This window comes from Pseudomonas sp. MWU16-30316 (assembly GCF_020515645.1).
In the GTDB taxonomy this organism is placed as follows: Bacteria; Pseudomonadota; Gammaproteobacteria; order Pseudomonadales; family Pseudomonadaceae; genus Aquipseudomonas; species Aquipseudomonas cerasi.
Map to the genome: position 1 here is coordinate 660,900 of NZ_JAIZAZ010000002.1, position 25,633 is coordinate 686,532.

General features: G+C 59.5%; 21 protein-coding genes, 2 tRNA genes and 1 pseudogene. 11 read left to right on the plus strand and 13 right to left on the minus strand.

Going from position 1 to position 25,633, the window contains the following annotated elements; translation table 11 throughout:
* The first annotated feature begins 109 nt into the window (after positions 1-109).
* Positions 110-559 carry a YcgN family cysteine cluster protein gene (locus tag LCH65_RS09795; RefSeq protein ID WP_003368281.1) on the plus strand — a complete coding sequence of 150 codons (450 nt, stop codon included), beginning with the start codon at positions 110-112 and terminating at the stop codon, positions 557-559.
* Between the two features lie 4 nt (positions 560-563).
* On the opposite strand, the gene LCH65_RS09800 is transcribed toward LCH65_RS09795, so the two are convergent.
* The 7 genes from LCH65_RS09800 to LCH65_RS09830 all read right to left on the minus strand — a co-directional run bounded on the left by LCH65_RS09800 (position 564) and on the right by LCH65_RS09830 (position 7,466).
* On the minus strand, positions 564-944 hold the full coding sequence (locus tag LCH65_RS09800) for a DUF2892 domain-containing protein (protein ID WP_003368282.1): 381 nt from the start codon (positions 942-944) through the stop codon (positions 564-566).
* 130 nt (positions 945-1,074) lie between these two features.
* A complete protein-coding gene (locus tag LCH65_RS09805; RefSeq protein ID WP_003317406.1) occupies positions 1,075-1,575 on the minus strand; it encodes an RNA methyltransferase in 501 nt (166 codons plus the stop codon).
* 66 nt (positions 1,576-1,641) lie between these two features.
* Complete coding sequence (locus LCH65_RS09810; RefSeq protein WP_032609115.1) at positions 1,642-2,535, minus strand: copper resistance protein B; 894 nt, start codon at positions 2,533-2,535, stop codon at positions 1,642-1,644.
* Between the two features lie 11 nt (positions 2,536-2,546).
* Complete coding sequence (locus LCH65_RS09815) at positions 2,547-4,325, minus strand: copper resistance system multicopper oxidase (RefSeq protein ID WP_058416643.1); 1,779 nt, start codon at positions 4,323-4,325, stop codon at positions 2,547-2,549.
* An 86-nt stretch (positions 4,326-4,411) separates the two neighbouring features.
* On the minus strand, positions 4,412-4,786 hold the full coding sequence (locus LCH65_RS09820) for a YajD family HNH nuclease (protein ID WP_003317410.1): 375 nt from the start codon (positions 4,784-4,786) through the stop codon (positions 4,412-4,414).
* A gap of 66 nt (positions 4,787-4,852) precedes the next feature.
* Positions 4,853-5,329 carry a cyclic nucleotide-binding domain-containing protein gene (locus tag LCH65_RS09825; protein ID WP_003345583.1) on the minus strand — a complete coding sequence of 159 codons (477 nt, stop codon included), beginning with the start codon at positions 5,327-5,329 and terminating at the stop codon, positions 4,853-4,855.
* Positions 5,330-5,405: 76 nt separating this feature from the next.
* Positions 5,406-7,466, minus strand: coding sequence for a S9 family peptidase (locus LCH65_RS09830; protein WP_188056928.1), 2,061 nt, complete (start codon positions 7,464-7,466; stop codon positions 5,406-5,408).
* Between the two features lie 132 nt (positions 7,467-7,598).
* On the opposite strand from LCH65_RS09830, the gene LCH65_RS09835 reads away from it, so the two are divergent.
* The 3 genes from LCH65_RS09835 (at position 7,599) to LCH65_RS09845 (ending at position 9,523) form a co-directional block, all read left to right on the plus strand.
* On the plus strand, positions 7,599-8,075 hold the full coding sequence (locus LCH65_RS09835) for a hypothetical protein (protein WP_003368300.1): 477 nt from the start codon (positions 7,599-7,601) through the stop codon (positions 8,073-8,075).
* A gap of 76 nt (positions 8,076-8,151) precedes the next feature.
* Positions 8,152-8,952 (plus strand): class II glutamine amidotransferase, encoded by an 801-nt coding sequence (locus LCH65_RS09840; RefSeq protein WP_226439309.1) that lies wholly within the window; start codon positions 8,152-8,154, stop codon positions 8,950-8,952.
* A 46-nt stretch (positions 8,953-8,998) separates the two neighbouring features.
* Positions 8,999-9,523: a DUF2937 family protein gene (locus LCH65_RS09845; RefSeq protein ID WP_003368303.1), complete on the plus strand. Its 525-nt coding sequence runs from the start codon at positions 8,999-9,001 to the stop codon at positions 9,521-9,523.
* Between the two features lie 57 nt (positions 9,524-9,580).
* Here the strand turns inward: LCH65_RS09845 and LCH65_RS09850 are convergent, their stop codons facing one another.
* Positions 9,581-10,759: a VWA domain-containing protein gene (locus LCH65_RS09850; protein WP_003368305.1), complete on the minus strand. Its 1,179-nt coding sequence runs from the start codon at positions 10,757-10,759 to the stop codon at positions 9,581-9,583.
* 39 nt (positions 10,760-10,798) lie between these two features.
* The gene (locus LCH65_RS09855) at positions 10,799-11,644 is read right to left on the minus strand and encodes a MoxR family ATPase (protein ID WP_003368308.1); all 846 of its coding nucleotides are present in this window, start codon (positions 11,642-11,644) and stop codon (positions 10,799-10,801) included.
* A gap of 172 nt (positions 11,645-11,816) precedes the next feature.
* Here LCH65_RS09855 and LCH65_RS09860 point away from each other — a divergent pair.
* A pseudogene (locus LCH65_RS09860) lies at positions 11,817-12,038 on the plus strand (DUF2442 domain-containing protein); the annotation flags it as partial.
* A gap of 64 nt (positions 12,039-12,102) precedes the next feature.
* Here LCH65_RS09860 and LCH65_RS09865 read toward each other — a convergent pair.
* Positions 12,103-13,170 (minus strand): DUF748 domain-containing protein, encoded by a 1,068-nt coding sequence (locus tag LCH65_RS09865; protein WP_054080788.1) that lies wholly within the window; start codon positions 13,168-13,170, stop codon positions 12,103-12,105.
* Between the two features lie 126 nt (positions 13,171-13,296).
* On the opposite strand from LCH65_RS09865, the gene cysK reads away from it, so the two are divergent.
* A complete protein-coding gene (gene cysK, locus LCH65_RS09870) occupies positions 13,297-14,271 on the plus strand; it encodes a cysteine synthase A (protein WP_226439310.1) in 975 nt (324 codons plus the stop codon).
* Between the two features lie 175 nt (positions 14,272-14,446).
* Positions 14,447-15,385: an aspartyl/asparaginyl beta-hydroxylase domain-containing protein gene (locus tag LCH65_RS09875; protein ID WP_054080790.1), complete on the plus strand. Its 939-nt coding sequence runs from the start codon at positions 14,447-14,449 to the stop codon at positions 15,383-15,385.
* Between the two features lie 70 nt (positions 15,386-15,455).
* Here LCH65_RS09875 and LCH65_RS09880 read toward each other — a convergent pair whose 3' ends face one another.
* Complete coding sequence (locus LCH65_RS09880) at positions 15,456-18,932, minus strand: PAS domain-containing hybrid sensor histidine kinase/response regulator (RefSeq protein ID WP_080479508.1); 3,477 nt, start codon at positions 18,930-18,932, stop codon at positions 15,456-15,458.
* A 242-nt stretch (positions 18,933-19,174) separates the two neighbouring features.
* On the opposite strand from LCH65_RS09880, the gene LCH65_RS09885 reads away from it, so the two are divergent.
* Entirely contained in the window at positions 19,175-21,049 is a 1,875-nt protein-coding gene (locus LCH65_RS09885) for an MFS transporter (RefSeq protein WP_054080792.1), read from the plus strand.
* Positions 21,050-21,263: 214 nt separating this feature from the next.
* Here LCH65_RS09885 and LCH65_RS09890 read toward each other — a convergent pair whose 3' ends face one another.
* Both LCH65_RS09890 and rdgC read right to left on the minus strand, forming a co-directional pair.
* Positions 21,264-22,214, minus strand: a complete 951-nt coding sequence (locus LCH65_RS09890; RefSeq protein WP_226439311.1) for a bile acid:sodium symporter family protein — start codon at positions 22,212-22,214, stop codon at positions 21,264-21,266.
* Between the two features lie 96 nt (positions 22,215-22,310).
* A complete protein-coding gene (rdgC, locus tag LCH65_RS09895) occupies positions 22,311-23,231 on the minus strand; it encodes a recombination-associated protein RdgC (RefSeq protein ID WP_003317427.1) in 921 nt (306 codons plus the stop codon).
* Positions 23,232-23,402: 171 nt separating this feature from the next.
* On the opposite strand from rdgC, the gene LCH65_RS09900 reads away from it, so the two are divergent.
* From LCH65_RS09900 to LCH65_RS09910, 3 genes are all read left to right on the plus strand, one after another.
* Positions 23,403-23,478: transfer RNA gene (locus LCH65_RS09900), tRNA-Val, on the plus strand.
* A 21-nt stretch (positions 23,479-23,499) separates the two neighbouring features.
* Positions 23,500-23,576: transfer RNA gene (locus tag LCH65_RS09905), tRNA-Asp, on the plus strand.
* Positions 23,577-23,809: 233 nt separating this feature from the next.
* Complete coding sequence (locus tag LCH65_RS09910) at positions 23,810-25,117, plus strand: integrase arm-type DNA-binding domain-containing protein (RefSeq protein WP_226439312.1); 1,308 nt, start codon at positions 23,810-23,812, stop codon at positions 25,115-25,117.
* The last annotated feature ends 516 nt before the right edge of the window (positions 25,118-25,633 follow it).

Here is a 25,633-nt window from a genome sequence, read left to right on the forward strand (position 1 = left end):
TGCCCCGTCGCTGACAAGTCCCGGCTACCGGCAGTCGCAAGTGCTTGGCCCGCACCGCGCGTACCTCTAGACTGGCGGCCTTTTCATTATCGATACCGTTGTCCGAACCATGGCCGCTAAAGTTGAACCCTTTTGGATTCGCAAGACCCTTGACCAGCTCGATACCCAGGAGTGGGAGTCGTTGTGCGACGGCTGTGGCCTGTGCTGCCTGCAGAAGCTTGAGGACGAGGAAGACAACGCGGTTTATTACACGCGAATTGCCTGCAAGCTGCTGGATCTGAAAACCTGCCAGTGCTCCGACTACGCAAACCGTCGTGCCTCGGTGCCCGATTGCATTCAGCTAACGCCTGGTCAGGCAGATGAGTTCAAGTGGCTGCCGCCGACCTGCGGCTATCGTCTGGTCAGCGAGGGCAAGGATTTGCCGCTCTGGCACCATCTGGTGTGTGGTGATCGCACGGCCGTGCATCACGAACGCATCTCCCAGTCAGGCCGCATGCTCAGCGAGAACAATGTGGCCGAAGACGACTGGGAGGATTACCTGATTTTTCGCGCAGGTTGAATGCTTAAATGACCGGCTTTGGCTCGGTCAACGCTTCCACGCCTTTGACAGCCGCCGTCTTCACGGCATTTTCAGCGTCGTCCTTGAGGGTGTTCAGTTCTGCGCCTGCACGTTCGATGGTCGAGCGTGCGCTTTGCAGATCGCTGCGGCCTTTTTCCATCAGGCTTTTCGCCGAGCAGTGACCACTGATACCGCGAGCCAGTGCCGCGCCGCCGATGGCCAGTTGAATCAGGCCCAGAAAGCCGCCACGACGGACGCCTTTACCCATCAGCAGTACGCCGCCAGCCAGTGAGCCGATGCGCTCCCAGCCCTGTACATTCTGCTCGGGGTTGCGTTGAAGCAGTTCAGGTGTGTCGATGCGTTCGATGATCGGGGTGTCGCGCATGATGGCTCTCCATGAGGTAGTAGGTCGGAGTTGGCAAAGAGGTAGTAGGTCGGAGTTGGCAAATTGGAAGCAGTTGCTCGATTCAGAGAAACTGACTGCCCGCGCGCGACACAGGTTCAATGCTTTTCCGTCAGCGGTCACTGGCCGGATCAATTTTCTCGCGACCGAACTGCGGGCCCGAACGGGTATTGATACCTTTGGCCATGCGGTCGTAGAGGACGACGTTGACGGTCGCCGCCAGATTCATGCAGCCCTCGGTCGGGATATAGACCACGTCTTCACACCAGTCGCGAATCTCCTGATCCAGCGAGCCATCTTCCGGGCCGAAGATATACAGCGCGCGATCAGGGTGCGTGTATTCGGGCAGTGCGCGGGCGCCGTCGACCAGTTCGACGGCCACCGGGATGCAACCCAGCGGCAGAATGCTTTTGAGGTCTTCGATGCCGATCAGCGGGATGTCCTGATGGATTTTCTTGGTGTCGGTGATGAAGTCCCGCGCGCGCTCATAGCGTTTACCGGTATAGAACACCGACGCCACGCCGTAACAGCCGGCCGCACGCATCACGGAGCCGACGTTTTCCGGGGACTTGGGGTTGTAAAGACCGATGCAGGCGTACCGTTTGTTGGCCACGGGGAGGGTGCTCTGAAGAAAACCGGGGATTATACGGCAGCCTCAGAGCAATGCCATTGACTGTGTTCAGAACCACATGCGCACGCCGACCACCAGTCGCGCGTCCTGGGTGTCCTCGTCGTCCTCGCGCGCGTAATCGGCGGTCTTGCCGTAGGAGCGGTCCCAGCTCACGCCGACATAAGGTGCGAATTGCGGGGTGATTTCGTAGCGCAGCCTGAGGCCGAACTCGCTGGTCGACAGGCCCGAACCATTGCCGCGTTGCGGGTCGTTCTTGCCGTAGAAGTTCAGCTCCGCGGTGGGCTGCAGCACCAGATTGTTGGTCAGTTGGAGGTCGTAGTCGGCCTCCAGGCGAGCGGCGGTCTGCCCGGCTTCACCGATGAACGCGGTGGCCTCGATATCCAGATCCGAAATGGCTTGGCCCTGCAGGCCGAAGGCGGCCCAGGTTTGCGGCGCGCCCGGTTTGAAATCCTGACGTGCACCGGCGACCACGTCCCACCATGGGCTGATCGAGTGGCCCCACAACGCCTGGATTTCCGCTTCTTCGGTCTTGCCGTTGGTTCGCTCGCCTTCGGAGCGCAACAGCAGGCGGTCGATATCACCGCCGATCCAGCCGGACAGGTCCCAGGCCAGCGCGCTGCCGTCATTGGCGTCCTGCCATTCCAGCTTGTCGGCCAGAAAGTAACTGTTAATGGCGCTGTCATGGACCTGATGGCCGGCGTGGCTGGTGTACACCGCAGCCCGGTCCGCATCGGTGATCGGCGGGATCGGGGTTCGGCTCTGGGCGGGCGCAGACTGCGTCGAGGACGCGTCCTCGCTGTCGCTGGCATCCATATGCATCGCATGGCTGCCGTGGTCCATGCCTTCCATCCCCGCGGCCATGCTCAAGGTCCACGGTGCAGCGGTCAGCCCGGCAGCCAGCAACAGCATCGGCAGGCGGGGCGAATTCAGCGTTCTGCTCAACATCAAGGTCCTCATTCTTCAACCCGCACTTCGCGGAACATGCCCATTTCCATGTGGTACAGCATGTGACAGTGATAAGCCCAACGGCCCAGCGCATCGGCGGTCACCCGATAGCTGCGGCGTGATCCCGGTGGCATGTCGATGGTGTGTTTACGCACCATGAACCGGCCGTTTTCGTCTTCGAGGTCGCTCCACATGCCATGCAGATGGATGGGGTGGGTCATCATCGTGTCGTTGACCAGCACGACACGCACCCGCTCACCGTATTTGAGCATCAGCGGTTTGGCGTCCGAGAACTTCACACCGTCGAACGACCAGGCGTATTTTTCCATATGCCCGGTCAGGTGCAGCTCGATCGTGCGGCTTGGCTCACGACCGTCCGGGTCTTCGAAGGTGCTGTGCAGATCAGCGTAGGTCAGGACTCTACGGCCATTGCCCCTCAGGCCGATGCCCGGATCGTCGAGCTTGGGCGAGGTGCTCATGGCTTGCATGTCGACCAGCGGGTTATTGTTTTCGCTCGCGGGGTGCGATTGCGGGTTCGGCGTTTTCGGGGCCGGCATCTGCGTGTGGTCCATTGCGGGCATCGCGTCGTGCCCCATCTTGCTGTGGTCCATGCCTGACATGTCGTGCGTTGTCGGGGCTGCGGCGTGGTTCATGCTGCCATGATCCATGCCCGCCATGCCCATATCATCCATGCTCAACAGCGGGCGTGGATCGAGGGGCGGAACGACAGCCTGCAGGCCGGGCCTGCTGGCCAGGGTGCCGCGGGCATAACCGGTGCGGTCCATCGACTGGGCGAACAGGGTATAGGCACCTTCCGCCGGTTCGACAATCACGTCGAAAGTCTCCGCCACTGCGATGCGCAACTCATCGACAGTCACCGGCTTGACGTGCTGGCCGTCGCTGGCCACCACGGTCATCTTCAGGCCCGGAATACGCACGTCGAAGTACGTCATTGCCGAGCCGTTGATCAGCCGCAGTCGGATCCGCTCGCCAGGCTTGAACAGCCCGGTCCAGTTCATGTTCGGCGCCTGACCGTTCATCAGGTAGGTGTAGGTTGCGCCGCTGACATCCGCGAGATCGGTCGGGTCCATTCTCATCTTCGCCCACATCCAGCGATCCCTGGTGGTCTCGCTCCAGCCCTTTTCACCCACATCGTTGATGAAGTCGCCGACGGTGCGCTGGTTATTGTTGTAGTAATCGGACTGTTTCTTGAGCGTTTTCATCAGCTGGACCGGCTTTTCGTCGGTCCAGTCGCTGAGCATGATCACGTGTTCGCGATCATATTCGAACGGCTCCGGCTCTTTCGCGTCGATCACCAGTGGCCCGTAGACCCCCGACTGTTCCTGGAAGCCGGAGTGGCTGTGATACCAGTAGGTGCCGTTCTGCCTGACCTTGAAGCGGTAGACATACAGGCCATCCGGCGCGATGCCGTCAAAGCTCAACCCTGGCACGCCGTCCATGTTGGCCGGCAGGATGATGCCGTGCCAATGGATGGATGTGGCTTCGTCGAGCCGGTTCTTGACCCTCAGGGTCACGGTGTCGCCTTCGCGCCAGCGCAGCAGCGGGCCAGGAATGCCGCCGTTGATGGTCTGCGCGGTCCTGGCGCTGCCGGTGATGTTGACTTGGGTTTCGCCGATATACAGATCGAACTCAGTGCCGGACAACCCGTTGGGCTGACCCGGATTGGGCACCGCCCACGCCGGACTGCGCCATAGCCCGAGGCCGCCGAGCAGGCCACTGGCGGCCAGCCCTTTCACAAAGGTTCGTCTTGAGGTTCGGGTGGGCATGGCGAAATATCCGGTCGGTCGGGTGGCCGCAGGCCAGGAGAAGTGCAGGTAGGGCGGGGGAGCGCGGGGCGTTGAAGGTACCGAGGTCACTCGTCCTTTTTCATCAGTCCGGCCAGTGCAGCGAACGGGTTGTGGGTCGCCTTGGCGGTTTTCGGACTGCCCAGGGAGCCATCGGCGAAGTACTGCTGATCGGTGTAGCGCGAGTGCTCGTTGTCGTGGCAATACAGGCACAGTAGCTCCCAGTTGGAGCCGTCCTGCGGGTTGTTGTCATGGTTGTGGTCGCGGTGGTGTACGGTCAGTTCGCTGAGGCGTTTACCTGCGAACTCGCGCGCGCAGCGGCCGCAAACGTGCGGGTACATGCGCAGCGCCTTGTCGCGGTAGCCCATCTCGCGGTCGCGCTGGGCGTCGGCCAGGATGCGGTCCAGCTTGGCAGTATGGGAAGGAGGATTGGCCGTGCTCATGGTGTCACCTGTGCGTGTGCGCATTGAAAGCGGAATGTCGGCAAGTTTAGCGCCAGATGGGCAAACTCACACCTGCTGGGAGAGTAATTGACCATCGACCATGCGCAGGCGCTTGGACAACGAGATGGCCAGGGCGCGAATGATCTTGGCGGCGATTTTCGGCGCGTCCTCGAGCATCTTGTCCAGCGAATCACGGCCCAGGTTCAATAGCTGGCAACTGGTGGCTGCGATACAACTGGCCGAGCGGCGCTCGCCATCCAGCACCGCCATTTCTCCGAAGGCGCGTCCGCGCCGCAGAACGGCGATTTCCACCTGTTGACCGTCTGCAGCAAGCTTCTGCACAGACACGGTGCCCTGATGGATGATGCACATGAAGGTTCCGGCATCGCCCTCGGCGAAGATGGTCTCGCCTTTATCGATATCGGTAATGCTGAAATAGCCCGCTACGGTAAAGAAATCGCCCGGCAGCAGCGTGTCGAACAGGCCGCAATCCAGCAGCATGTCGCGTATGGCGTTGTTCAGGTTGGACAGTGGTTCTGACATGTGAGGTCTGGTAATCCTGACAAAGGGGCAACTCCGCTGCCCCCGATCCTAGTAAGACAGGTGTTTCACACCAAGTTCATTCAGCGATCTGCAATACCTTGAAGATAAACGCGTATTCCAGCGCCACGTCACGCAAGCCCTGATAGCGACCGCTCATGCCTCCGTGTCCGGCACCCAGTTCGGTCTTGAGCAGCAGCGGATTGTCGTCGGTCTTGGTGGCGCGCAACTTCGCGACCCATTTGGCGGCTTCCCAATACTGCACGCGGCTGTCGTTATAACCGGCGATGACCAGCATGGCCGGGTATGCCTGGGCCGTGACGTTTTCGTAGGGCGCGTAAGCCTTGATACGCGCGTAGACCTCGGGCTCCTGCGGGTTGCCCCATTCGTCGTATTCGGTGACGGTCAGCGGCAGGTCCGGGTCGAGCATGGTGTTCAGCACATCGACGAACGGCACTTCGGCAATCGCTGCCTTGAACAGCTCTGGCCGCTGGTTGAGCACCGCACCGATCAGCAGGCCACCGGCGCTGCCACCGCTGATCACCAGTTGTTCAGCGCTGGTCAGCCCCTGGGCAACAAGGTGTTCGGCGCAGGCAATGAAATCGCCGAAGGTGTTCTGTTTGTGCTCCTGCTTGCCGTTGCGATACCAGGCCTCGCCCAGCTCGCCGCCGCCGCGCACATGAGCAATGGCGAACGCCACGCCACGGTCGAGCAGGCTCAGACGGGCGTGGGAAAACCACGGGTCGAGGCTCTCGCCATAGGCGCCGTAGCCGTACAGATACAGCGGGGTGGCCTGTCCGGCCAGTTCGCGCTTGACCACCAGGCTGATCGGCACCTGGGTGCCATCGCTGGCCGTGGCCCACAAACGCTGGCTGACGTAGGCATCGGCGTCGAAGGTGCCCAGTACCGGGGTTTCCTTGAGCACTGCCTGCTCGCCGCTGGCCAGGGTCAATTGGCGGACCTGGGCCGGACGGTTCAGCGACTGGTAGCGCAAGCGAATCTTGTCGCTGTCGAATTCCAGCGTGTCCTGCACGTACAGGCTGTAAGCGGCGTCAGGCAGCTGCACGCGATAAGTCGGCAGCGCCTGCGGACGCACTTCGATGATCGGCAGGCCGCCCTCGCGCAGGCTCAGACTGATGCCTTTGGCGTTGAGGCTGACGCCTTCGAGCATGACCTGGTCGTCGTGCGCGACCAGTGTCTGCCAGTCCTCGCGCCCCGGTACATCACTGGCTTGTTGCGCAGCGTGATACAGCGCGAAGTTGATGCCGCTCTGATTGCTGCGGATGAACCAGGTCCAGACGCCATTGAGCAGCCCGTGGTCCGGATAGTATTCGTGGCCTTCGCTGCGTGGCGCGAGGCAGGTGAAGGCCTGTTGCGGATGATCGGCGTCCAGCACCCAGGCTTCGCTGGTGGTTTTGCTGTTGAGCAGAATGATCAGTTGGCGCTCTGAGCTGCTGCGGAAGCAATGCAGGAAGAATCTGCCGTCCGGCTCGTCGAACACCAGCTCGGCTGATGACGTGCCCAGGGTATGGCGATGCAGCTTGCCCGGACGATGGGTTTCGTCCAGCTCGCCGAAAAACAGGGTCTGACTGTCGTTGGCCCAAGTCATGCTGCCGTCGCAGTTTTCGAAAGGCAGGCTGCTGATCTGACCGGTGCTCAGCTCTTTGACGTACAGCTCGTATATCTCGTCGCCACTGGTGTCCAGGCTGTAGGCCAGACGCTGGTGATCCGGGCTGATGCTGAACGCGCCCAGTGAGAAAAAGCCGCCATCGGCCATCTCGTTGGGGTCGAGCAACAGCTCCTCAGCGTTTTCATCCACCGTGTTGCTGTCGTCGGCCGGGCGCGGGCAGCGGTAGTGCCGGGCGTATTCGTCGCCTTGTGTGGTGCGGGTGTAATAAAGGTACGGCCCCCAGGGGGAGGGCAGCGACAGGTCGGTTTCGAGGATACGGCCCTTGATCTCTTCAAACAGGCTATCGCGCAGTCCGGCCTGCTCTGCCAGTTGCTGCTCCTGCCAGGCGTTTTCGGCATTGAGGTAGTCGAGCACTTCGTCAGTGTCGCGGTTCTGCAGCCAGGCGTAGGGGTCGGAACCGTCGGCCTTGCGAGCGCTCGGGGCGCTGGAGGTTGCATTCGAGAAGGACATGCTGGGCTCTCTGTTAAGGCATCAATCAGGAAAATATCGGTACACGCTGAACCGAATACTGCAGCGAGGCAAGCCGCGTCAGGCAAAAGCCGTTATCATAAGCGCCTCTTTACCTGGCTTACCACGGACGTCATGACCGAAAACGACTATCTGATCGCCTGGAGCGTCTACGCCTTCGCCGCGTTGGGTTGCCTGCTGGTATGGTTTCTGATGACCCGCTGGATGTGGCGGTATCTCAAGGAGCCGTTGCTGGTGGCGGTCGCGGTGCTGCTGTTTACGCCGACCATGGTCGACCCTGCCAAGGACGCGATGGCACCAGCCGTGGCGATCACCGCGCTCGACCTGATGTTCAAGGTCGGCAGCAATGTCTGGACCGCCGTGTCGGACCTTGCCATGTACGGCATGTTCGCCTTCGCCGCGTACCTGCTGTTCGTGCTGATCCGCTGGCCGATCGAGCGCAGCCGCAAGGCTCGCCAACCCAAGGCTGCGGCCCAGCCTGTGGATACCGACCCTGCTGACGAACCGTTTGCCGAAGACGATCACTACGCTCGCAGAAACGCTGCGCCCCTTCCGCCGACCAGGGCTGCACGGGTCGAGCCGCGGCTGTAGCTCCCGCTTCGTTGGCAAGCGCCGTTAGCAGCGGCGCGTGACCTGCTGCAAAACGTCTTGAAGCGAGAACCTGAGCATGTGTGAACTACTGGGCATGAGCGCCAATGTCCCGACCGACATAGTCTTCAGCTTTACCGGGCTGATGCAGCGGGGCGGCCGCACCGGTCCGCATCGCGATGGCTGGGGCATTGCCTTCTACGAGGGCCGCGGCCTGCGCCTGTTTCAGGACCCGGCAGCCAGCAGCGAATCGGAAGTCGCACAACTGGTGCAGCGCTATCCCATCAAAAGCGAAGTCGTGATTGGCCATATTCGTCAGGCCAACGTCGGCAAGGTCTGCCTGTCCAATACCCATCCTTTCGTGCGTGAACTCTGGGGCCGTAACTGGTGCTTTGCCCATAATGGTCAGTTGGCGGATTTCACCCCGGGCGTTACCTTTTATCGGCCGGTGGGCGATACCGACAGCGAAGCGGCATTCTGCGACCTGCTCAATCGCGTCCGCGAAGCCTTTCCCGAACCGGTCGAAGTCGAGGAATTGCTGCCTTCTCTGGTCCAGGCGTGTGCCGAATATCGCAGCAAAGGCGTGTTCAACTGCCTGTTGAGCGACGGTGACTGGCTGTTTTGCTTTTGCAGTACCAAACTGGTTCAGATCACTCGCCGTGCCCCATTCGGTCCGGCGAGGTTGAAAGATGTCGACGTGATTGTCGATTTTCAGGCTGAAACGACGCCGCACGACGTGGTCACGGTCATCGCGACCGAACCCTTGACCGAGAACGAAAACTGGAACCGCTATGAGCCGGGCCAGTGGAGCCTGTGGCGCAAGGGCGAGTGCGTGGCGCAGGGCTCGGTCGACACCGTCACTGAAACGACCAGGCCCTGAGACACCGACCCATCGGCTTACTGGATAAAAAAGAAGAGGGATATTGATGCTGCGAAGTTATCTGCGATTGGTCCTGTTCACCATGGGCCTGCTGTTCGGGGTACAGATTCCCGGTTTCATCAGTGACTACAGCAAGCGTGTCGAAGCGCATCTGATCGAGGCGCAGCAATCCGTCAAGGGCTATACCGCCACTGCGCAGCAGTTCTTCAAGGGCGATATTCAGGCGCTGATCCAGCATTATCGCAGCAGTGAGGACCCGGTTTTTCGCAGCGATGCGGACACTATCGACACCCTGATGAACCGCACCCACATCCTTGAGCGTCAGTGGCTCGGGCTTCAGGGGCCTTGGTATTCCAAAGCCTTGTTCGTGGCCACTTCTTCCGATCCGGATATCCGTCGCGAAACCTTCAACGGTTATACGTGGCAGGTTCTGCTGGCCCCCGAGGTCATTGCCTGGGGCATTATCAGTGCATTGCTGCTGGCGCTGGTGATCGAAAGCTTCGTGCTGTTGCTCGGCTGGGTGATCCACGGCGGACGACGCAAGCCGCAGTTCGAACGCCACAGGAGTTGACTGCAGGCCGTTGTGACAAGCAGAGCGGGCGTCGCTATGGTCGCGCGCCCGCCGCCTTCACTTCGCCAGGTAGCGCATGCCTTCTTCCAGACCGCTAAGGGTCAGCGGATACATCTGACCCTCGATCAAATCACGCACAACATGCGTCGAGGTGGTGTAGTCCCAGGCATCTTTCGGATAGGGATTGATCCAGATGATCTTCTTGAATTTGGCCATGAAGCGCTGCATCCACACATAGCCTGGCTCTTCATTCCAGTGTTCGACGCTGCCGCCGGGCTGGGTGATTTCATAGGGCGCCATCGAGGCGTCGCCGATGAAAATCACTTTGTAGTCCTCGCCATACTTGTGCAGCAGGTCCTGGGTGGCGGTCCGCTCCGAGTTTCTGCGCTGGTTGTTCTTCCACACCGATTCGTAAATGAAGTTATGGAAGTAGAAATACTCCATGTGCTTGAACTCGGTCTTGCATGCGGAGAACAGCTCTTCACAGACCTTGATGTGTGAATCCATCGAGCCGCCGATGTCGAACAGCAGCAATAACTTGATGGTGTTGCGCCGCTCCGGACGCATCTGAATGTTCAGCAGGCCCGCATCGCGTGCGGTGTGATCGATGGTGCTGTCGATGTCCAGTTCATCCGCAGCGCCCTGACGAGCGAACTTGCGCAGGCGACGCAGGGCCACCTTGATATTGCGCGTCCCCAGCTCAACCTGATCGTCCAGGTTTTTATATTCGCGCTGGTCCCAGACTTTGACGGCCTTGCCTTTGCGCTCGCCTGCATCGCCGACGCGGATGCCTTCCGGGTTGTAGCCGCCCGAGCCGAACGGGCTGGTGCCACCGGTGCCGATCCATTTGTTGCCACCGGCATGGCGTTCCTTCTGTTCTTCCAGGCGTTTCTTGAACTCTTCGATCAGCTTGTCGAGGCCGCCCAGCGATTGAATCTGCGCGCGTTCCTCGTCCGTCAGCGAACGCTCGAACTCTTTGCGCAGCCAGTCTTCCGGGATCAGCGCCTGCAAATGCTCGTCGAGGTTTTCCAGGCCGTTGAAATACGCACCGAAGGCCCGGTCGAACTTGTCGAAATGGCGCTCGTCCTTGACCAGAATCGTGCGCGCCAGAAAGTAGAACTCATCGATGTCGGCGAACACGACCCGCTGTTTAAGCGCATTGATCAGGTCCAGCAGTTCACGCAGAGACACCGGCACCTTGGCCGCGCGCATTTCGTTGAACAGGTTGAGCAGCATGGCTGTCGCCCTTTTACATGGCAGGTTGGATAGACACGATCAGCGATTGCCGCGACGGCTCATGAACGCCAGACGTTCCAGCAGATGCACGTCCTGCTCGTTCTTGACCAGCGCGCCGGCCAATGGCGGAATCGCCTTGGTCGGGTCGCGTTCGCGCAGCACGGCTTCACCGATGTTGTCGGCCATCAGCAGCTTCAGCCAGTCGACCAGCTCGGAGGTGGAGGGCTTCTTCTTCAGCCCCGGCACCTTGCGCACGTCAAAGAATACGTCCAGCGCTTCGCTCACCAGGTCTTTCTTGATGTCCGGGTAATGCACATCGACGATGCGTTGCAGCGTGGCCCGATCCGGGAAGGCGATGTAGTGGAAGAAGCAGCGACGCAGAAAGGCATCCGGCAACTCCTTCTCGTTGTTGGAGGTAATGATGATGATCGGTCGATGCCTGGCTTTGATGGTTTCATTCGTCTCGTAAACGTAGAACTCCATCTTGTCGAGTTCCTGCAACAGGTCGTTGGGGAATTCGATATCGGCCTTGTCGATCTCGTCGATCAGTAAAATCGCCCGCTCGTCAGACTCGAAGGCCTCCCAGAGCTTGCCCTTCTTCAGGTAATTGCGTACGTCGTGGACCTTGTCGACGCCCAGTTGCGAGTCGCGCAGACGGCTCACCGCATCGTACTCGTACAGGCCTTGATGGGCCTTGGTCGTGGACTTGATATGCCAGGTAATCAGTTTCGCGCCGAAGGACTCGGCCAGTTGTTCGGCGAGCATGGTCTTGCCGGTGCCGGGCTCGCCCTTGACCAACAGTGGACGCTCCAGCGTGATGGCCGCGTTGACCGCCAGCTTGAGATCGTCAGTGGCAACGTAGGCCGGCGTACCTTCGAACTTCATTGATCCATCCTTTTCGCGTGGGTGCGCGTAACCGGTCGGCACGCGCGCCGTAATAGGGCAAGCAATGCCCTGACTATAACGTGGCGGCCCGATGGCTGTGAACGAAGACGCCTCATTCAGTTCTTGAATGGGGCGTCACGCAGTGACCGGGTCGAAATTGTAACGCTGCTTTAAGGATGTTCAAGTATTGGCCTGCCACCGGCTGGCGTTGACGTTGATAGATGATCAGCAACACACCTTCGACATGAGCTCCGATGTGCAGACCTTCCCCGGCCTGCGTCCACTGATAGCCGATGACGCGTTCGCCCAGGCACAGTTGGGCGACCATGGCTGGAGCGTCGAATGGCCTGAACTGGACATCCAGACAAGCGCGGATACTTTGTTTTCCGACAGTTAAGTCAACGCTGTCCCTGATGAAAACGTACGATTTTTCATCGTTGGCGCGCCTGAAAAAACTGCTAAGACCCCTTGCTGCTCTCATAGCGCGCATTGAATGCCTGCACGAAAGCATTGCGCAGGATCTGCAGAAACGCCTGGAAGCCGCTGATGTCCTGCTGATGAACGCTGCCGCTGAGGTCGACGCGTGTGGCGAATTGGTTTTCCCGCTGGTTTTTCAATACGGTTTCGCTGGTTCCGACCAGCGCTTCCCAGATCGAGCGGAAAACACCCTTGTCCTTGTTTTCGACATCCTGCTGCCAGTTGAACACGTCCACGTTGCGCAGCAGCGGCTTTATATAGCCCTTGAGCTGGCCTTTGTCGGCCTGCGCTTCAATCACCACATCTCCATCGCCGGCGTTGAAATCGAACTTGCCGTAGGCCGACGAGAAATCGTTGAGTTTCTTGAGCTGGATGCCGGTGGCGCGCAGTTTGAAGTCGAAGTCTTCAAAGTTGCTGAACGGATCGAATCTGGCTGAGCTCTCCAGGTCGGCATGGCCCAGCAGACGTGCCTTGCCCTTGAACTCGGCATCGCGATTGCCTTCCACGTCGACCACGTTGGTCAGGTTATAGATGCTGGCATTGACCTGATCCGCCTCGATTTTTACTTTGGGCGTGGAGTTGAAGTTATTGAAGGTGATGCGCCCGTTATCGATGCGCAATTCGTTGAGGGTGATGGGCAGCAGCTTGTCCATCTGGGTACGCCAGTCGGTGCCCTGACCGGTCTGCGAGTCCTGCTTGCTGCCGCCGTCCACGAAGTTGATCTGCGGGCCGGTGAAGAGGGCTTTCGCGACCACTGCATGGTCATACCAGAGTGAATGCCAGCTGACAGCCAGTTCGATCATCGGTGCGTCGAAAAAGGGCACCGGGACCTTGCCGTCGGTCTTGACGATCTTCAGCCCCTTGATCCGGTACGCCCCTCGCCACAGTGCCAGGTCCACATCGGTGATCTCGCCCCGGTAGTCACCCATGTCGGCCAGTTTGTCGTTCAGATAGTCACGCACCAGATACGGCAGGGCGATATTGACAGCGATCAGCAGGACTACCAGAGCGGCCAGGGTCCATAGCGGCCAGCTGTAGCGACGTTTCATGACATGAGTCTCCTGTTTCAATGAAGGATTGACTGCTCGCGCCGTCATCCGTTCGGTCAGACTGGACGCCCCACAGTTGGCGGCATAGGCTTTGGGTCTTTAACCGATGTGCACAAGGACACCCTCATGAGCCGTATCTACGCTGATAACGCCCATTCCATCGGTAATACGCCGTTGGTGCAGATCAACCGTATCGCGCCGCGCGGTGTCACCATTCTGGCCAAGATCGAAGGGCGTAATCTGGGTTATTCCGTTAAATGCCGTATCGGCGCCAATATGATCTGGGACGCCGAAAGCAGCGGCAGGCTCAAGCCGGGCATGACCATCGTCGAACCGACCTCGGGCAACACCGGCATAGGTCTGGCCTTCGTTGCCGCTGCCCGTGGCTACAAACTGATGCTCACCATGCCCGCTTCCATGAGCATAGAACGTCGCAAGGTACTCAAGGCACTGGGCGCAGAACTGGTGCTGACCGAAGCGGCCAAGGGGATGAAAGGTGCGATTGCCAAGGCCGAAGAACTGCTGGCAGACAACCCCGAGAAATATTTCATGCCGGCGCAATTCGAGAACCCGGCCAACCCGGCCATCCATGAAAAGACCACTGGCCCGGAAATCTGGGCAGACACCGACGGTGCCATCGACGTCCTGGTAGCAGGGGTAGGGACTGGCGGGACTATCACCGGTATCTCCCGGTACATCAAGCACACCGAAGGCAAACCGATCCTGTCGGTCGCAGTCGAGCCGGACGGTTCGCCGATCATCACCCAGGCGATGGCCGGTGAAACGATCACCCCCAGCTCACACAAGATTCAGGGCATTGGCGCCGGCTTCATCCCGAAAAACCTCGACCTGTCGATTGTCGACCGGGTAGAGCGTGTCACCGATGAAGAGTCCAAGGCCATGGCCCGGCGTCTGATGCAGGAGGAGGGCATCCTCTGTGGTATCTCCTGCGGCGCGGCGATGGCGGCCGCCGTTCGTCTGGCTGAAAAACCGGAGATGCAGGGCAAGACGATCGTGGTGGTCCTGCCGGACTCCGGCGAACGTTACCTGTCGAGCATGCTGTTCAGCGATCTGTTTACCGATCAGGAGCTTTCCCAGTAACACATCTTCGCAAGTGCGCACTTCATGCGGGCAACGCAAGGGTTTATGATGGCCAGCTTACGACTCGCCGGACGATCAGCGCTGTCGGCCCGGCGCTCCAGTCATTATTCAGAATCATGCATCAGCACTGCCCGCGTGACGTTTGGCGTTATCTGCCCGCTTCAAGGAGAGCTTCATGACCCTTTCATTTGTTGCCAAGGCATCGATCCTGATGCTGTTTCTGGGCAGCACGCTGTACGTTCATTTGCGCGGTCGGGCCCGACTGCCTCTGTTGCGGCAGTTCGTCAACCATTCGGCATTGTTCGCACCGTACAACGCACTGATGTACCTGTTTTCCCGCGTCCCGTCCGAGCCCTATCTGGACCGCAGCAAATTCCCTGAGCTGGACATCCTCAAGGACAACTGGGAAACCATTCGCGACGAAGCCATGCACCTGTTCGACGAAGGCTATATTCGTGCAGCGGAGAAAAACAACGACGCCGGTTTTGGCTCGTTCTTCAAGAAGGGCTGGAAGCGCTTTTACCTGAAGTGGTATGACAAGGCCCTGCCGTCTGCCGAGGCGCTGTGCCCGAAAACCGTTGAACTGGTCAACAGCATTCCCAACGTCAAGGGCGCGATGTTCGCGCTGCTGCCGGGTGGCAGTCACCTCAATCCGCACCGCGATCCGTTCGCCGGCTCGCTGCGTTATCACCTGGGCCTGTCGACACCCAACTCCGATGACTGCCGGATCTTCGTCGATGGCAAGGAATACGCCTGGCGTGACGGTCAGGACGTCATGTTCGATGAGACCTACGTTCACTGGGTCAAGAACGAGACCGACCAGACCCGTGTAATTCTGTTCTGTGATGTCGAGCGTCCGTTGACCAACCGCTTCATGACCCGTGTGAACCGCAGCGTCAGCGCGTTTCTGGGCCGCGCCACCGCTCCGCAGAACCTTGACGACGAGCGCGTCGGCGGAATCAATCAGGCGTATGCATTCAGCAAGCGTTTCAGCGATGGTTTCAGTGGCAAGGTCAAGCAGTTCAAGCGCGCCAACCCCAAGGCTTACCGCGTACTGCGCCCTGTTCTGGCCGTCGTGGTACTGACGCTGCTGGGCTACTGGTTGTTCGGTTAAGCGACAGTCTTTCCGGTTATTCCCCCTCTGATCCGGTTGTTCGCAGCCTCTGCGAACAACCGGCATTCCGTTACCCGTCCAGGCTCACATGACGGCTCAACAGCGCGCGCAGCGCTGCAGGCTTGACCGGCTTGGGCAGGTAATCGAGCCCCGCCGCGTGCACCTGAGCGATCAACTCCGCACGCCCATCGGCACTGATAAGCACGCCCGGTACCGGTTGACCCAGTCGGGTGCGCAGCCAGGCCATGAGTTCAGTACCGGTTTCGCCCTCATCCAGGTGGTAATCCACCAGAGCAATCTGCGGCCGGATGCCATTGTTCAACAGCGCTTCGCATTCCTGGCGATTGCGCGCGGTCCAGACCTGACAGCCCCAGCGTGACAGCAGACTGTGCATACCGATCAGGATGCTGTCCTCGTTGTCGACACACAGCACCTGTGTGCCGTTCAGCGCGGGGCGGCTGACATCGGGCAGTGTTGCGGGGACTGCCGCCTGAGGCGCGGCCAGCGGCACCCGGACGCTGAACACGCTGCCTTTGCCGGTCCATGAGCGCACCTGCAAAGGATGCTCGAGAATGCGGCACAAACCATCGGCAATCGCCAGCCCAAGACCCAGCCCCTTGGCCGCGTGAGTCTTGTGGCTGTCGAGGCGTTTGAATTCTTCGAAGATTACCTTGCGTTTGTCTTCGGGAATGCCCGGCCCCCGGTCCCAGACCTCCAGGCTCAGGTTGTCACCGTAGCGCCTGACACCCAGCAGAATAGGGCCTTTGGCATAGCGGAAAGCGTTGGTCAAAAAGTTCTGCAGCACCCGGCGCAACAGTTTGATATCACTGTCGACGCGCAGTGAACTGCCCCTTACACGAAAGCTCAGACCCTGTTCCTGGGCCAGCGCCTTGAATTCGGCACCCAGGGTGTCAAACAGCGCGCTGAGCGGAAACGGCTGACGATCCGGGGTGATCTTGCCGTTTTCGATTCGGGAAATATCCAGCAGGTCGCTGATCAGGTCTTCGGCAGAGCGCAACGAGCTGTCCAGGTGCCGAACCAATTGCTGGGCTTCGCTGGAAATCCCCTCCTGCTGATGTGACAGCGCAGCGGAGAACAGCCGTGCAGCGTTCAACGGCTGCATCAGGTCATGACTCACCGCGGCCAGGAAGCGGGTTTTCGATTCGTTGGCGGCTTCAGCGGTGCCCTTGGCGTCGGTCAGCGCCTGGTTGAGCTGGGACAATTCGTGGGTACGTGCGGCTACCCGCTGCTCAAGGCTTTCATTGACGCCTTTGAGGGCGTGTTCGGCGGCGCGGAACTCGGTGATGTCGGTGAAACTCATGACGAATCCGCCGCCCGGCATCGGGTTGCCAATCAGTTCGATCACCTGGCCATTGGGAAACAACCGCTCCGAGGTGTGAGCGCGGCCCTGGCGCATCCAGTGCAGACGCCGCGCAACGTGAACCTCTGCCTCGCCCGGTCCGCAGAGTCCGCGCTCGGCGTTGTAACGGATGATATCGGCAATCGGCCGGCCAACGCCGATCAGGCCTTCGGGGTAGTTGAACAGCTCCAGGTAACGACGATTCCAGGCCACCAGCCGCAAGGACTGGTCCACCACACTGATGCCCTGGGTAATGTTTTCGATGGCACCCTGCAGCAGCGCGCGGTTGAACTGCAGAACTTCGGAGGCTTCGTCGGCGATGCGTACAACGTCTTCCAACTGCATGTCGCGACCTTCGATAGCGGCCTTGACCACGGCGCGGGTCGAAGAGGTGCCGAGCACGCCGGCCAGCAGCCGCTCGGTATGCGCGATCCATTCACCATCGGCATTCAGGCCGGGGTTGAAACCCTTGCCCTGCCTGTGGGCGAAGCGGATGAAACTCTGTCGCGCGCGGTCCTCACCAACGAAGCGTGCCGACAGGCTCAGCAGGTCCTCGATCTGCACCGCGAGCAGGGGGCGGCTGAAGTCGCGTCCCTGGGTTTCCTGGCCGATGAAACGACCCGCCTGCCAGTGCTCGGCTACTCGCGTGCGCGACAACATCGACACCCAGGCGAACAACGTACAGTTGCCGGCCATCGACAGCACCACGCCCTGGGTCATCGGCGAGATAGGCAGGTCGAACGGGTTGCTGTGCAGCCAGGAAAGCAGCGGGAAAGTGCTCAGCGACCAGCCCATGCCATGCGCCGCTACCGGTAGCACAAGGGTGTAGAACCAGATGAAGATGCCCGCCGCCAGGCCTGCAAATACGCCACGCCGATTGGCCTGCTTCCAGTACAAGGCACCGAACATGGCGGGAGCCAGCTGGGTGATCGCGGCAAAGGCGATCTGGCCGATGGTTGCCAGACTGGCCGTCGACCCCAGCATCCGGTAGCTGACGTAGGCCAGCAGGAGAATCATCACGATGCTGATGCGTCTGACAGAAAGCATCCAGTGACGAAACGCCTCGAACGGCCGTTCGGTGTTTTTGCGTCTCAACAGCCACGGCAGCAGCATGTCGTTGGAAATCATCGTCGACAGCGCCACGCAGGCGACGATCACCATGCCGGTTGCTGCCGATGCTCCGCCGATGAAGGCCAGCAGCGCCAGCGACGGGTGAGCGTGCGCCAGCGGCAGGCTGATCACGAACGAGTCGGGCAGCATGGAGCCGGGGAGGAGCATTTGTCCGGCCAGCGCAATCGGCACCACGAACAGCGCAGCCAGCGCCAGATAGGCCGGGAACACCCATTTGGCGAGATTCAGGTCCTGAGGCTCGATGTTCTCGACCACCGTCACGTGGAACTGACGGGGCAGGCAGACAATCGCCATCATCGCCACGCCGGTCTGCACGAACATCGACGGCCAGTTGATCGTGTCTTTCCAGTATTCCTCGAGGCGTGGCGCCAGTTTGGCCTGATTGAACAGGTCGTCGAATCCGTCGTACAGGCCGAACGTGACGAACACACCGACTGCCATGAAGGCGAACAGCTTGACCAGCGCCTCGAAAGCAATGGCCAGCACCATGCCGCGATGGTGTTCGGTGACATCCAGATTGCGCGCACCGAAGACGATGGTGAACAGCGCGAGAATCAGCGACACCACCAGCGCGGTGTCCTGAGCACGAATACCGGTGGAATCGGCCACGGCACCGATCAGGATATTCACCCCCAGCACGATGCCTTTGAGCTGCAGCGCGATGTACGGCAGCATGCCGATCAGGCAGATCAGCGCCACCATGACTGCGAGGGATTGGGATTTGCCATAGCGCGCCGCGATGAAGTCGGCGATCGAGGTGATGTTTTCCTGTTTGCTGATCAGCACCATTTTTTGCAGCACCCAGGGTGCCAGTACCATCAGCACGATGGGCCCCAGGTAGATCGGCAGGAACGACCACAACTGCTCGGCGGCCTGACCCACTGCGCCGAAAAACGTCCAGCTGGTGCAGTAGACCGCCAGCGACAGGCTGTAGACCCAGGCGCGCATGGTCGGGCGCAGCGACGCGCTGTAGCGGTCGCCGTAAAAGGCGATAGCAAACATGATGGCCATATAGGACAAGGCAACGGCCGCAATCAGCCCGCTGGACAGCGACATATCAAATTCCACACCGTATCGATAACGCGCAGTCTCGCACGATGGCTGCGCTTCGTCTTTGTCGACCAAGGTCGAGCGTGGCGCGGTGTCGCAGCTGCCCCGACCAAGCCCGAAGTGATAAAAATAGCGACACAGGTTTTGTAAAAAGAAATGTCCTATCGACATTCGTCAGCGTTACGTCTTCAATGTGCCTCGGATTGGCCGCTGCGTCAGTTCACCCCAGCCTCTCAGGACCACGGACGATGAGCCAACAGTCACAATTCAGCCTGCTCGGGAAACGCCGTTTCCTGCCGTTTTTCATTACGCAGTCCCTTGGGGCGTTCAATGACAATATCTTCAAGCAGTCATTGATCCTTGCCATCCTTTACAAGTTGAGCATCGACGGGGATCGTTCGATCTACGTCAATCTGTGCGCTTTGCTGTTCATCCTGCCGTTCTTTCTGTTCTCGGCGCTGGCAGGGCAGTTCGGCGAGAAGTACCCCAAGGACAAGTTGATCCGGATCATCAAGTTCGGAGAGATCGTCATCATGGCGGTCGGTGCCGCAGGTTTTCTGTTCAATCATCTGGAGTTGATGCTCGCCGCGCTGTTCGCCATGGGCACGCATTCGGCGCTGTTCGGACCGGTCAAGTATTCGATTCTGCCCCAGCACCTGCGCGAGAGCGAACTGGTCGGCGGCAACGCGCTGGTCGAGATGGGCACCTTTCTGGCGATTCTGGCCGGCACCATCAGCGCGGGTGTGATGATGTCTTCTTCGCACTATGCCTGGGTGGTGGCGGCTGCCATCGTGCTGGTCGCCTGCCTGGGGTTCCTGGCCAGCTTCGGTATCCCGCGCGCCGATGCCGCCTCGCCGGAGATGAAGCTCAACTGGAACATCTTCACCCAGTCATGGGCGACCTTGCGCATGGGGCTGGGGCAAACGCCTGCGGTTTCGCGCTCGATTGTCGGCAACTCGTGGTTCTGGTTCGTGGGGGCGATCTACCTGACGCAGATCCCGGCCTATGCCAAGGAATGGATGTACGGCGACGAAACGGTCGTTACCCTGATTCTGACCGTGTTCTCCATCGGCATCGCGCTGGGCTCGCTGCTCTGCGAGCGCTTGTCCGGGCATAAGGTCGAGATCGGGCTGGTGCCGTTCGGCTCGATGGGCCTGACGATTTTCGGCCTGCTGCTGTGGTGGCATTCTGGCGGTTTCCCGCAGAACGTGCAGGCCAACGACTGGCTGGCGGTGCTGTCTTCCGGGCAGGGCTGGCTGGTGCTGTTCGACATTCTCGGTATCGGCATCTTCGGCGGCTTTTACATCGTGCCGCTGTACGCCTTGATCCAGTCGCGCACGCCGGTAAAAGAGCGCTCGCGCGTCATAGCCGCCAACAACATTCTCAACGCGCTGTTCATGGTGGTCTCGGCGATTGTCTCGATCCTGCTGCTGAGCGTTGCCAAACTGTCGATCCCGCAGCTGTTTCTGGCCGTGTCGGTGATGAACATCGCGGTCAATATCTACATCTTCAAGATCGTCCCCGAGTTCACCATGCGCTTCATGATCTGGCTGCTTGGCCATTCCATGTACCGCGTCGAACACCGCAATCTGGACCGTATCCCTGACGAAGGCGCGGCGCTGCTGGTCTGCAACCATGTGTCCTTTGTCGATGCATTGCTGATTGCCGGCGCAGTGAGGCGCCCGATCCGCTTTGTCATGTACTACAAGATCTACCAACTGCCCGTGCTTAACTTCATCTTTCGCACTGCAGGGACCATCCCCATTGCCGGGCGTAACGAAGACATGGACATCTACGAGAAATCGTTCAAACGCATCGCCCAGTACCTCGCAGAAGGCGAACTGGTGTGCATCTTCCCGGAAGGCAAACTGACCACCGACGGCGAAATCAACGGCTTCAAGAACGGCATGAGCCGCATCATTCAGGAAACCCCGGTACCGGTCATTCCACTGGCACTGCAAGGCCTGTGGGGCAGCTTCTTCAGCCGCGACCCGAGCAAGACCCTGTTTCGCCGCCTGTGGTCTCGCGTCGTGCTGGTTGCCGGCTCGCCCATTGCAGCAGACGTGGCAACCCCCGTGGACGTGCGCGAAGAAGTGAAAGCACTGAGAGGGAAAGTGCAGTAGCGTCGGCGCTCCGTACGACTGACGTGCCAACCACTTCGCGTTGGCACGATAGCCAAAGGTGACCTGAGCCGGAACCCACATCCACCTGATGTCACAGAACCGCCGTGTGACGCGGAGCGTCACGAACGGCATTCCCACGCGGAGCGTGGGAACGATAGTCGAGCCTGAACCCCAATCCGCCTGATGTCACAGAACCGCTGTATGAAGCAAAGCGTCACTGCGGCCTGGACGTATTCTCTTCCTCCGGCATCTTCCTGAAATACGTCGACAGCAACGCCCCGGAAATATTGTGCCAGATACTGAACAGCGCACTTGGCACCGCCGCCAGCGGCGAGAAATGAGCACTCGCCAGCGCAGCGCCCAGCCCCGAGTTCTGCATACCGACCTCCAACGCCAGCGACTTGCGTTGCGCCAATGGCAGCTTGAAAACCTTGCCAGTGAAATAACCCAACAGAAAACCGAACGTGTTGTGCAAAATCACCACTGCCATGATCAGCAGGCCGGATTCAGCGATTTTTGCCTGACTGGCGGCGACTACAGCGCAGACGATCATCACAATACTGACCACCGAGACCAGCGGCAGCACGTCCACGGCATAGCTGACCCGCGCACCCAACAGGCGCTGTGCAACCACACCGAGCACAATCGGCAGCATGACCAGTTGCAGGATCGACCAGAACATATCGAGGAAAGACACCGGCAGCCACGCCGAAGCGAGGAACCAGATCAGGGTCGGGGTCAGCAGCGGGGCGAGCAGGGTAGTGACCGCAGCGATTGCCACCGCCAGCGCCAGATCACCCTTTGCCAGCCAGGCCATGACGTTGGATGAAGTGCCGCTCGGGCAGCAACCGACCAGAATCACGCCCACGGCGATCTCCGGCGGCAGTTGAAACACCTGGCACAGCAACCAGGCTACACCGGGCATGATTACAAAGTGCGCGATCACACCCAGCGCCACTCGCCACGGGTTACGCGCCACTTCGGAGAAGTCGTCAAGTTTCAGGGTCAGGCCCATGCCGAACATGACCAGCCCCAGCAGCGGCACGATCCAGCTTTTCAGGCCGATGAAAACCTGCGGAAACAGAAATGCCAGAATGGCAAACAACAAAACCCAGTAGGCAAACGTGTTGCCGACAAAACGACTCAAGGCTGCCAACGCACGCATGGCCTGCTCCTTCTTGTTGAATAACCGGGATGAAATGAATGCGCCGTCTGACGAGACGGCGCGGTGTTTCGAGCGGCAATGTTGCAAAAGCGCGTATCAGATGCCTTGCGGAATCTCTTCGCCGCCCAGTGCCTCGAACAGCTCCGGCAGGAACTCGCCGAAGGTCAGCATCATCAGCGTGAAGCTGGCGTCCAGTTGCCCCAACGCTTCGTCACCACCGTCCTGTTCGGCCTGATCCTGCAGCAGGTCCTCGAACTTCAGACGCTTGACCACCAGTTTATCGTCCAGCACGAACGACAATTTGTCCTGCCAGGCCAGCGACAGCTGGGTCACGACCTTGCCTGTGCTCAGGTGCAGCTGGATTTCGTCGCCGGTCAGGTCCTGACGCTTGCAGCGCACGATACCGCCATCTTCATGGGTGTCGCGCAGCTCGCACTCGTCCAGCACGAAGAAGTTGTCGGCTGCTTTCTGGGTCTTGACCCAGTCGGTCATGGTCGCACTCGGTGAAACCTTGACCGTCAGCGGACGTACCGGCAGCGAGCCGATGACTTCGCGCAGAGTGGACAACAGGTCTTCGGCGCGTTTCGGGCTGGAGGCATTGACCAGGATCAGGCCCTGTTTCGGCGCGATGGCGGCGAAGGTGGCGGAGCGGCGGATAAAGGCGCGCGGCAGGAACGCCTGGATGATTTCATCCTTGAGCTGATCACGTTCCTTCTTGTAGACCTTGCGCATCTGCTCGGCTTCGATCTCGTCGACCTTTTCCTTGAGCGCGTCACGCACGACGCTGCCCGGCAGAATGCGTTCTTCCTTGCGTGCGGCGATCAGCATGAAGTCCTGACTGATGTGTACCAATGGAGCGTCTTCGCCCTTGCCGAAAGGAGCGACGAAACCATAGGTGGCTACCTCCTGGCTGGCGCAGGCGCGCGCCGGCTTGGTCGCCAGTGCTGTCTCCAGCGCTTCGGCATCAAAAGGCACGTCCTGGGTCAGGCGATAGACAAGCAGGTTTTTGAACCACATGAGGTGAATCTCTCTTTCTATACAAAGGCGGGCATTATTCGCTCCTCAGCCGCTGGGGCCAACCCTGTACAGAGCGTTTGTAAGCCTTTGGAAGGATTATAAAAATTATTTGAAAAAGTGCTTGCCAGAGTACAGGTCGCTCCGTAGAATGCGCGCCACACCGAGAGTGAAGGGTGATTAGCTCAGCTGGGAGAGCAGCTGCCTTACAAGCAGCGGGTCGGCGGTTCGATCCCGTCATCACCCACCAAACTCGCTTTTAGTGTTACGCGCAGCGGTAGTTCAGTCGGTTAGAATACCGGCCTGTCACGCCGGGGGTCGCGGGTTCGAGTCCCGTCCGCTGCGCCATATTTGCTTCCACTAAGGCCCACTGAACGCCTGGAAGCCACGGAGATAGCAGCCTTGAGCCGCTTTTTTCGTTTCCTGAATTCCACTGGAATCCATCTCCAGCCACGGTTTTTAAGTACACATTTAAGTACACCGCTGGCACAGCCTTTTACGATTCCTTGCGCATCAATTTTCGTATTGGTCCGTCTACCGCTGGGTTGTATTCCTCTCCTTGATGCAAAAGGAGGTGTCTGATGGCTCTGACAGATACAGCGATAAAGCAAGCCAAGCCCGCCAGCAAGCCTTATACGTTAACTGATGGGGATGGCTTATCTCTGCAAGTGCCCACGACGGGTTCGAAGCGCTGGCATTTCCGTTTCTATTGGAATGACAAGCAATTGCGTATTTCCCTTGGCATCTATCCCGACGTCAGTCTCAAGGAGGCTCGCCAGCGGAGAGAGGCTGCACGTGCGCTGGTGGCCAACAATATCGATCCCCGCTCACATCGTCGCGCCGAGCGCCAAAAAGCCTCTCACGCCGCCAAAAACACGTTTGAAGCGGTTGCTGGTCGCTGGCATGAGTTCCGAAGTAAAAAGCTGACGAAAAGTAAGAAGGGCAGTGCAGGGCAAGCGAGCAAATACCTCAAGAAGGACATGCTGCCGTGTTTGGGCGATCTTCCGATCTCAGATATTTCTCGTGGTGACGTGCTGGAGCTCATTAGGCGAATTGAGCGCAGAGGGGCGCTGGTCTCTGCGCGAAAGGTGCGCACCTGGCTCAACCAGATCTTTCGTTTTGCCATGGCGGAAGGGTTAGTTGATGTGAACCCAGCAGCAGATCTTGATATCGTCGCCGAGACGCCGCGGCCAGTTCGCCATAATCCCTTCCTCCAGGTAAATGAACTTCCAGGACTGCTCAGGACCGTTACCCACTATGGGTGTGCAGAAGCGACACGGCTTGGTATTCGGCTATTGCTGCTGACAGGGGTGCGTACAGGAGAGCTGCGGGCTGCGACCCCAGGCCAATTCGATCTCGACAAGGGGATTTGGCTGGTGCCGCCGGAGGGTGTGAAGCAGCTCCGGAGTCGTGTTCGAACACAGGGGAATGAGATCCCACCTTATGTGATTCCTCTGTCTATTCAAGCAATTGCAATTGTGCAGCGGCTAATGCAGTTAAGAGCGCGTGGTGCGCGGTATCTGCTGGTTCACCGGTACGAACCGCAGGAAATGATCAGTGAAAATACCCTTAACACCGCAATCAGCCGGATGGGTTACAAAGGAAGGCTCACCGGGCATGGCATCAGGGCCACCATCTCAACGGCGCTCAACGAGGTTGGCTTTGTAGAAGAGTGGATTGAGGCGCAGCTCTCACACGCTGATACCAACCAAATTCGGGCTGCATACAATCATGCAGAATACGTCGAGCCGAGACGTAGGATGATGCAGTATTGGGCGGACTTATTAGATGCGCTAGAGGTTGGCGTTCCGCCGCCTACGCCCGAAACATACATGCCGCATACCGGGCGAATTTCAACGGGTAGTGCACAGTGTGAGTCGGCTGATTAATATGGGGTGCTACGGGGCAAGTTCGCATCCCTCCGTCCCGAGATATTTTTCAATGACTTAGCCCAACCTGAAAAGAATGGGCTTTTTCATGGTGCGCCAGCCATGGCGCGTTGCGCGCAAGGGCAACCAGCTTGGCTGTCGTGGCCAGGCTGGTGACTTGGAGGTGCAAGTCGTCTACACACCTGGCAAGAGGAAGTGTTAGCCAGAGGCAAGGGTGTCGCGGGTGACTGCGAATCTGAAGGAAGCCCGAGGCAAAATGCTGGCCTGACGAGCAGGAAGCTGATGAGGCGGCGCAGTAGGGTAAGACGGCCATAATCGTCAAAGCCCATTCTCTGAATCGATGTCGATATGCGAAGCCCAACTCTGGAGGCGCGCGTCATCTTTCCGGTTGCCAACCATGTACACATCGACGGGGGCGCCCCGGCCGCCGGAATTTCCAGGGCCAGCGCGTCGCATGAAGCACGGCCCTCCTTAACGAATAGCGCCACATGTCCGCTACCCGTACCCGCCCGCGTT

Coding starts and splice junctions, on each gene's coding strand:
- LCH65_RS09835 (WP_003368300.1), top strand. CDS start 7,599: ATGACCGAAAACGACTATCTGATCGCCTGGAGCGTCTACGCCTTCGCC.
- LCH65_RS09865 (WP_054080788.1), bottom strand. CDS start 13,170: ATGAAACGTCGCTACAGCTGGCCGCTATGGACCCTGGCCGCTCTGGTA.
- LCH65_RS09840 (WP_226439309.1), top strand. CDS start 8,152: ATGTGTGAACTACTGGGCATGAGCGCCAATGTCCCGACCGACATAGTC.
- LCH65_RS09885 (WP_054080792.1), top strand. CDS start 19,175: ATGAGCCAACAGTCACAATTCAGCCTGCTCGGGAAACGCCGTTTCCTG.
- LCH65_RS09830 (WP_188056928.1), bottom strand. CDS start 7,466: ATGTCCTTCTCGAATGCAACCTCCAGCGCCCCGAGCGCTCGCAAGGCC.
- LCH65_RS09815 (WP_058416643.1), bottom strand. CDS start 4,325: ATGCCCACCCGAACCTCAAGACGAACCTTTGTGAAAGGGCTGGCCGCC.
- LCH65_RS09875 (WP_054080790.1), top strand. CDS start 14,447: ATGACCCTTTCATTTGTTGCCAAGGCATCGATCCTGATGCTGTTTCTG.
- LCH65_RS09850 (WP_003368305.1), bottom strand. CDS start 10,759: ATGCTGCTCAACCTGTTCAACGAAATGCGCGCGGCCAAGGTGCCGGTG.
- LCH65_RS09845 (WP_003368303.1), top strand. CDS start 8,999: ATGCTGCGAAGTTATCTGCGATTGGTCCTGTTCACCATGGGCCTGCTG.
- cysK (WP_226439310.1), top strand. CDS start 13,297: ATGAGCCGTATCTACGCTGATAACGCCCATTCCATCGGTAATACGCCG.
- LCH65_RS09880 (WP_080479508.1), bottom strand. CDS start 18,932: ATGTCGCTGTCCAGCGGGCTGATTGCGGCCGTTGCCTTGTCCTATATG.
- LCH65_RS09890 (WP_226439311.1), bottom strand. CDS start 22,214: ATGCGTGCGTTGGCAGCCTTGAGTCGTTTTGTCGGCAACACGTTTGCC.
- LCH65_RS09820 (WP_003317410.1), bottom strand. CDS start 4,786: ATGAGCACGGCCAATCCTCCTTCCCATACTGCCAAGCTGGACCGCATC.
- LCH65_RS09825 (WP_003345583.1), bottom strand. CDS start 5,329: ATGTCAGAACCACTGTCCAACCTGAACAACGCCATACGCGACATGCTG.
- rdgC (WP_003317427.1), bottom strand. CDS start 23,231: ATGTGGTTCAAAAACCTGCTTGTCTATCGCCTGACCCAGGACGTGCCT.
- LCH65_RS09800 (WP_003368282.1), bottom strand. CDS start 944: ATGCGCGACACCCCGATCATCGAACGCATCGACACACCTGAACTGCTT.
- LCH65_RS09795 (WP_003368281.1), top strand. CDS start 110: ATGGCCGCTAAAGTTGAACCCTTTTGGATTCGCAAGACCCTTGACCAG.
- LCH65_RS09855 (WP_003368308.1), bottom strand. CDS start 11,644: ATGAAGTTCGAAGGTACGCCGGCCTACGTTGCCACTGACGATCTCAAG.
- LCH65_RS09910 (WP_226439312.1), top strand. CDS start 23,810: ATGGCTCTGACAGATACAGCGATAAAGCAAGCCAAGCCCGCCAGCAAG.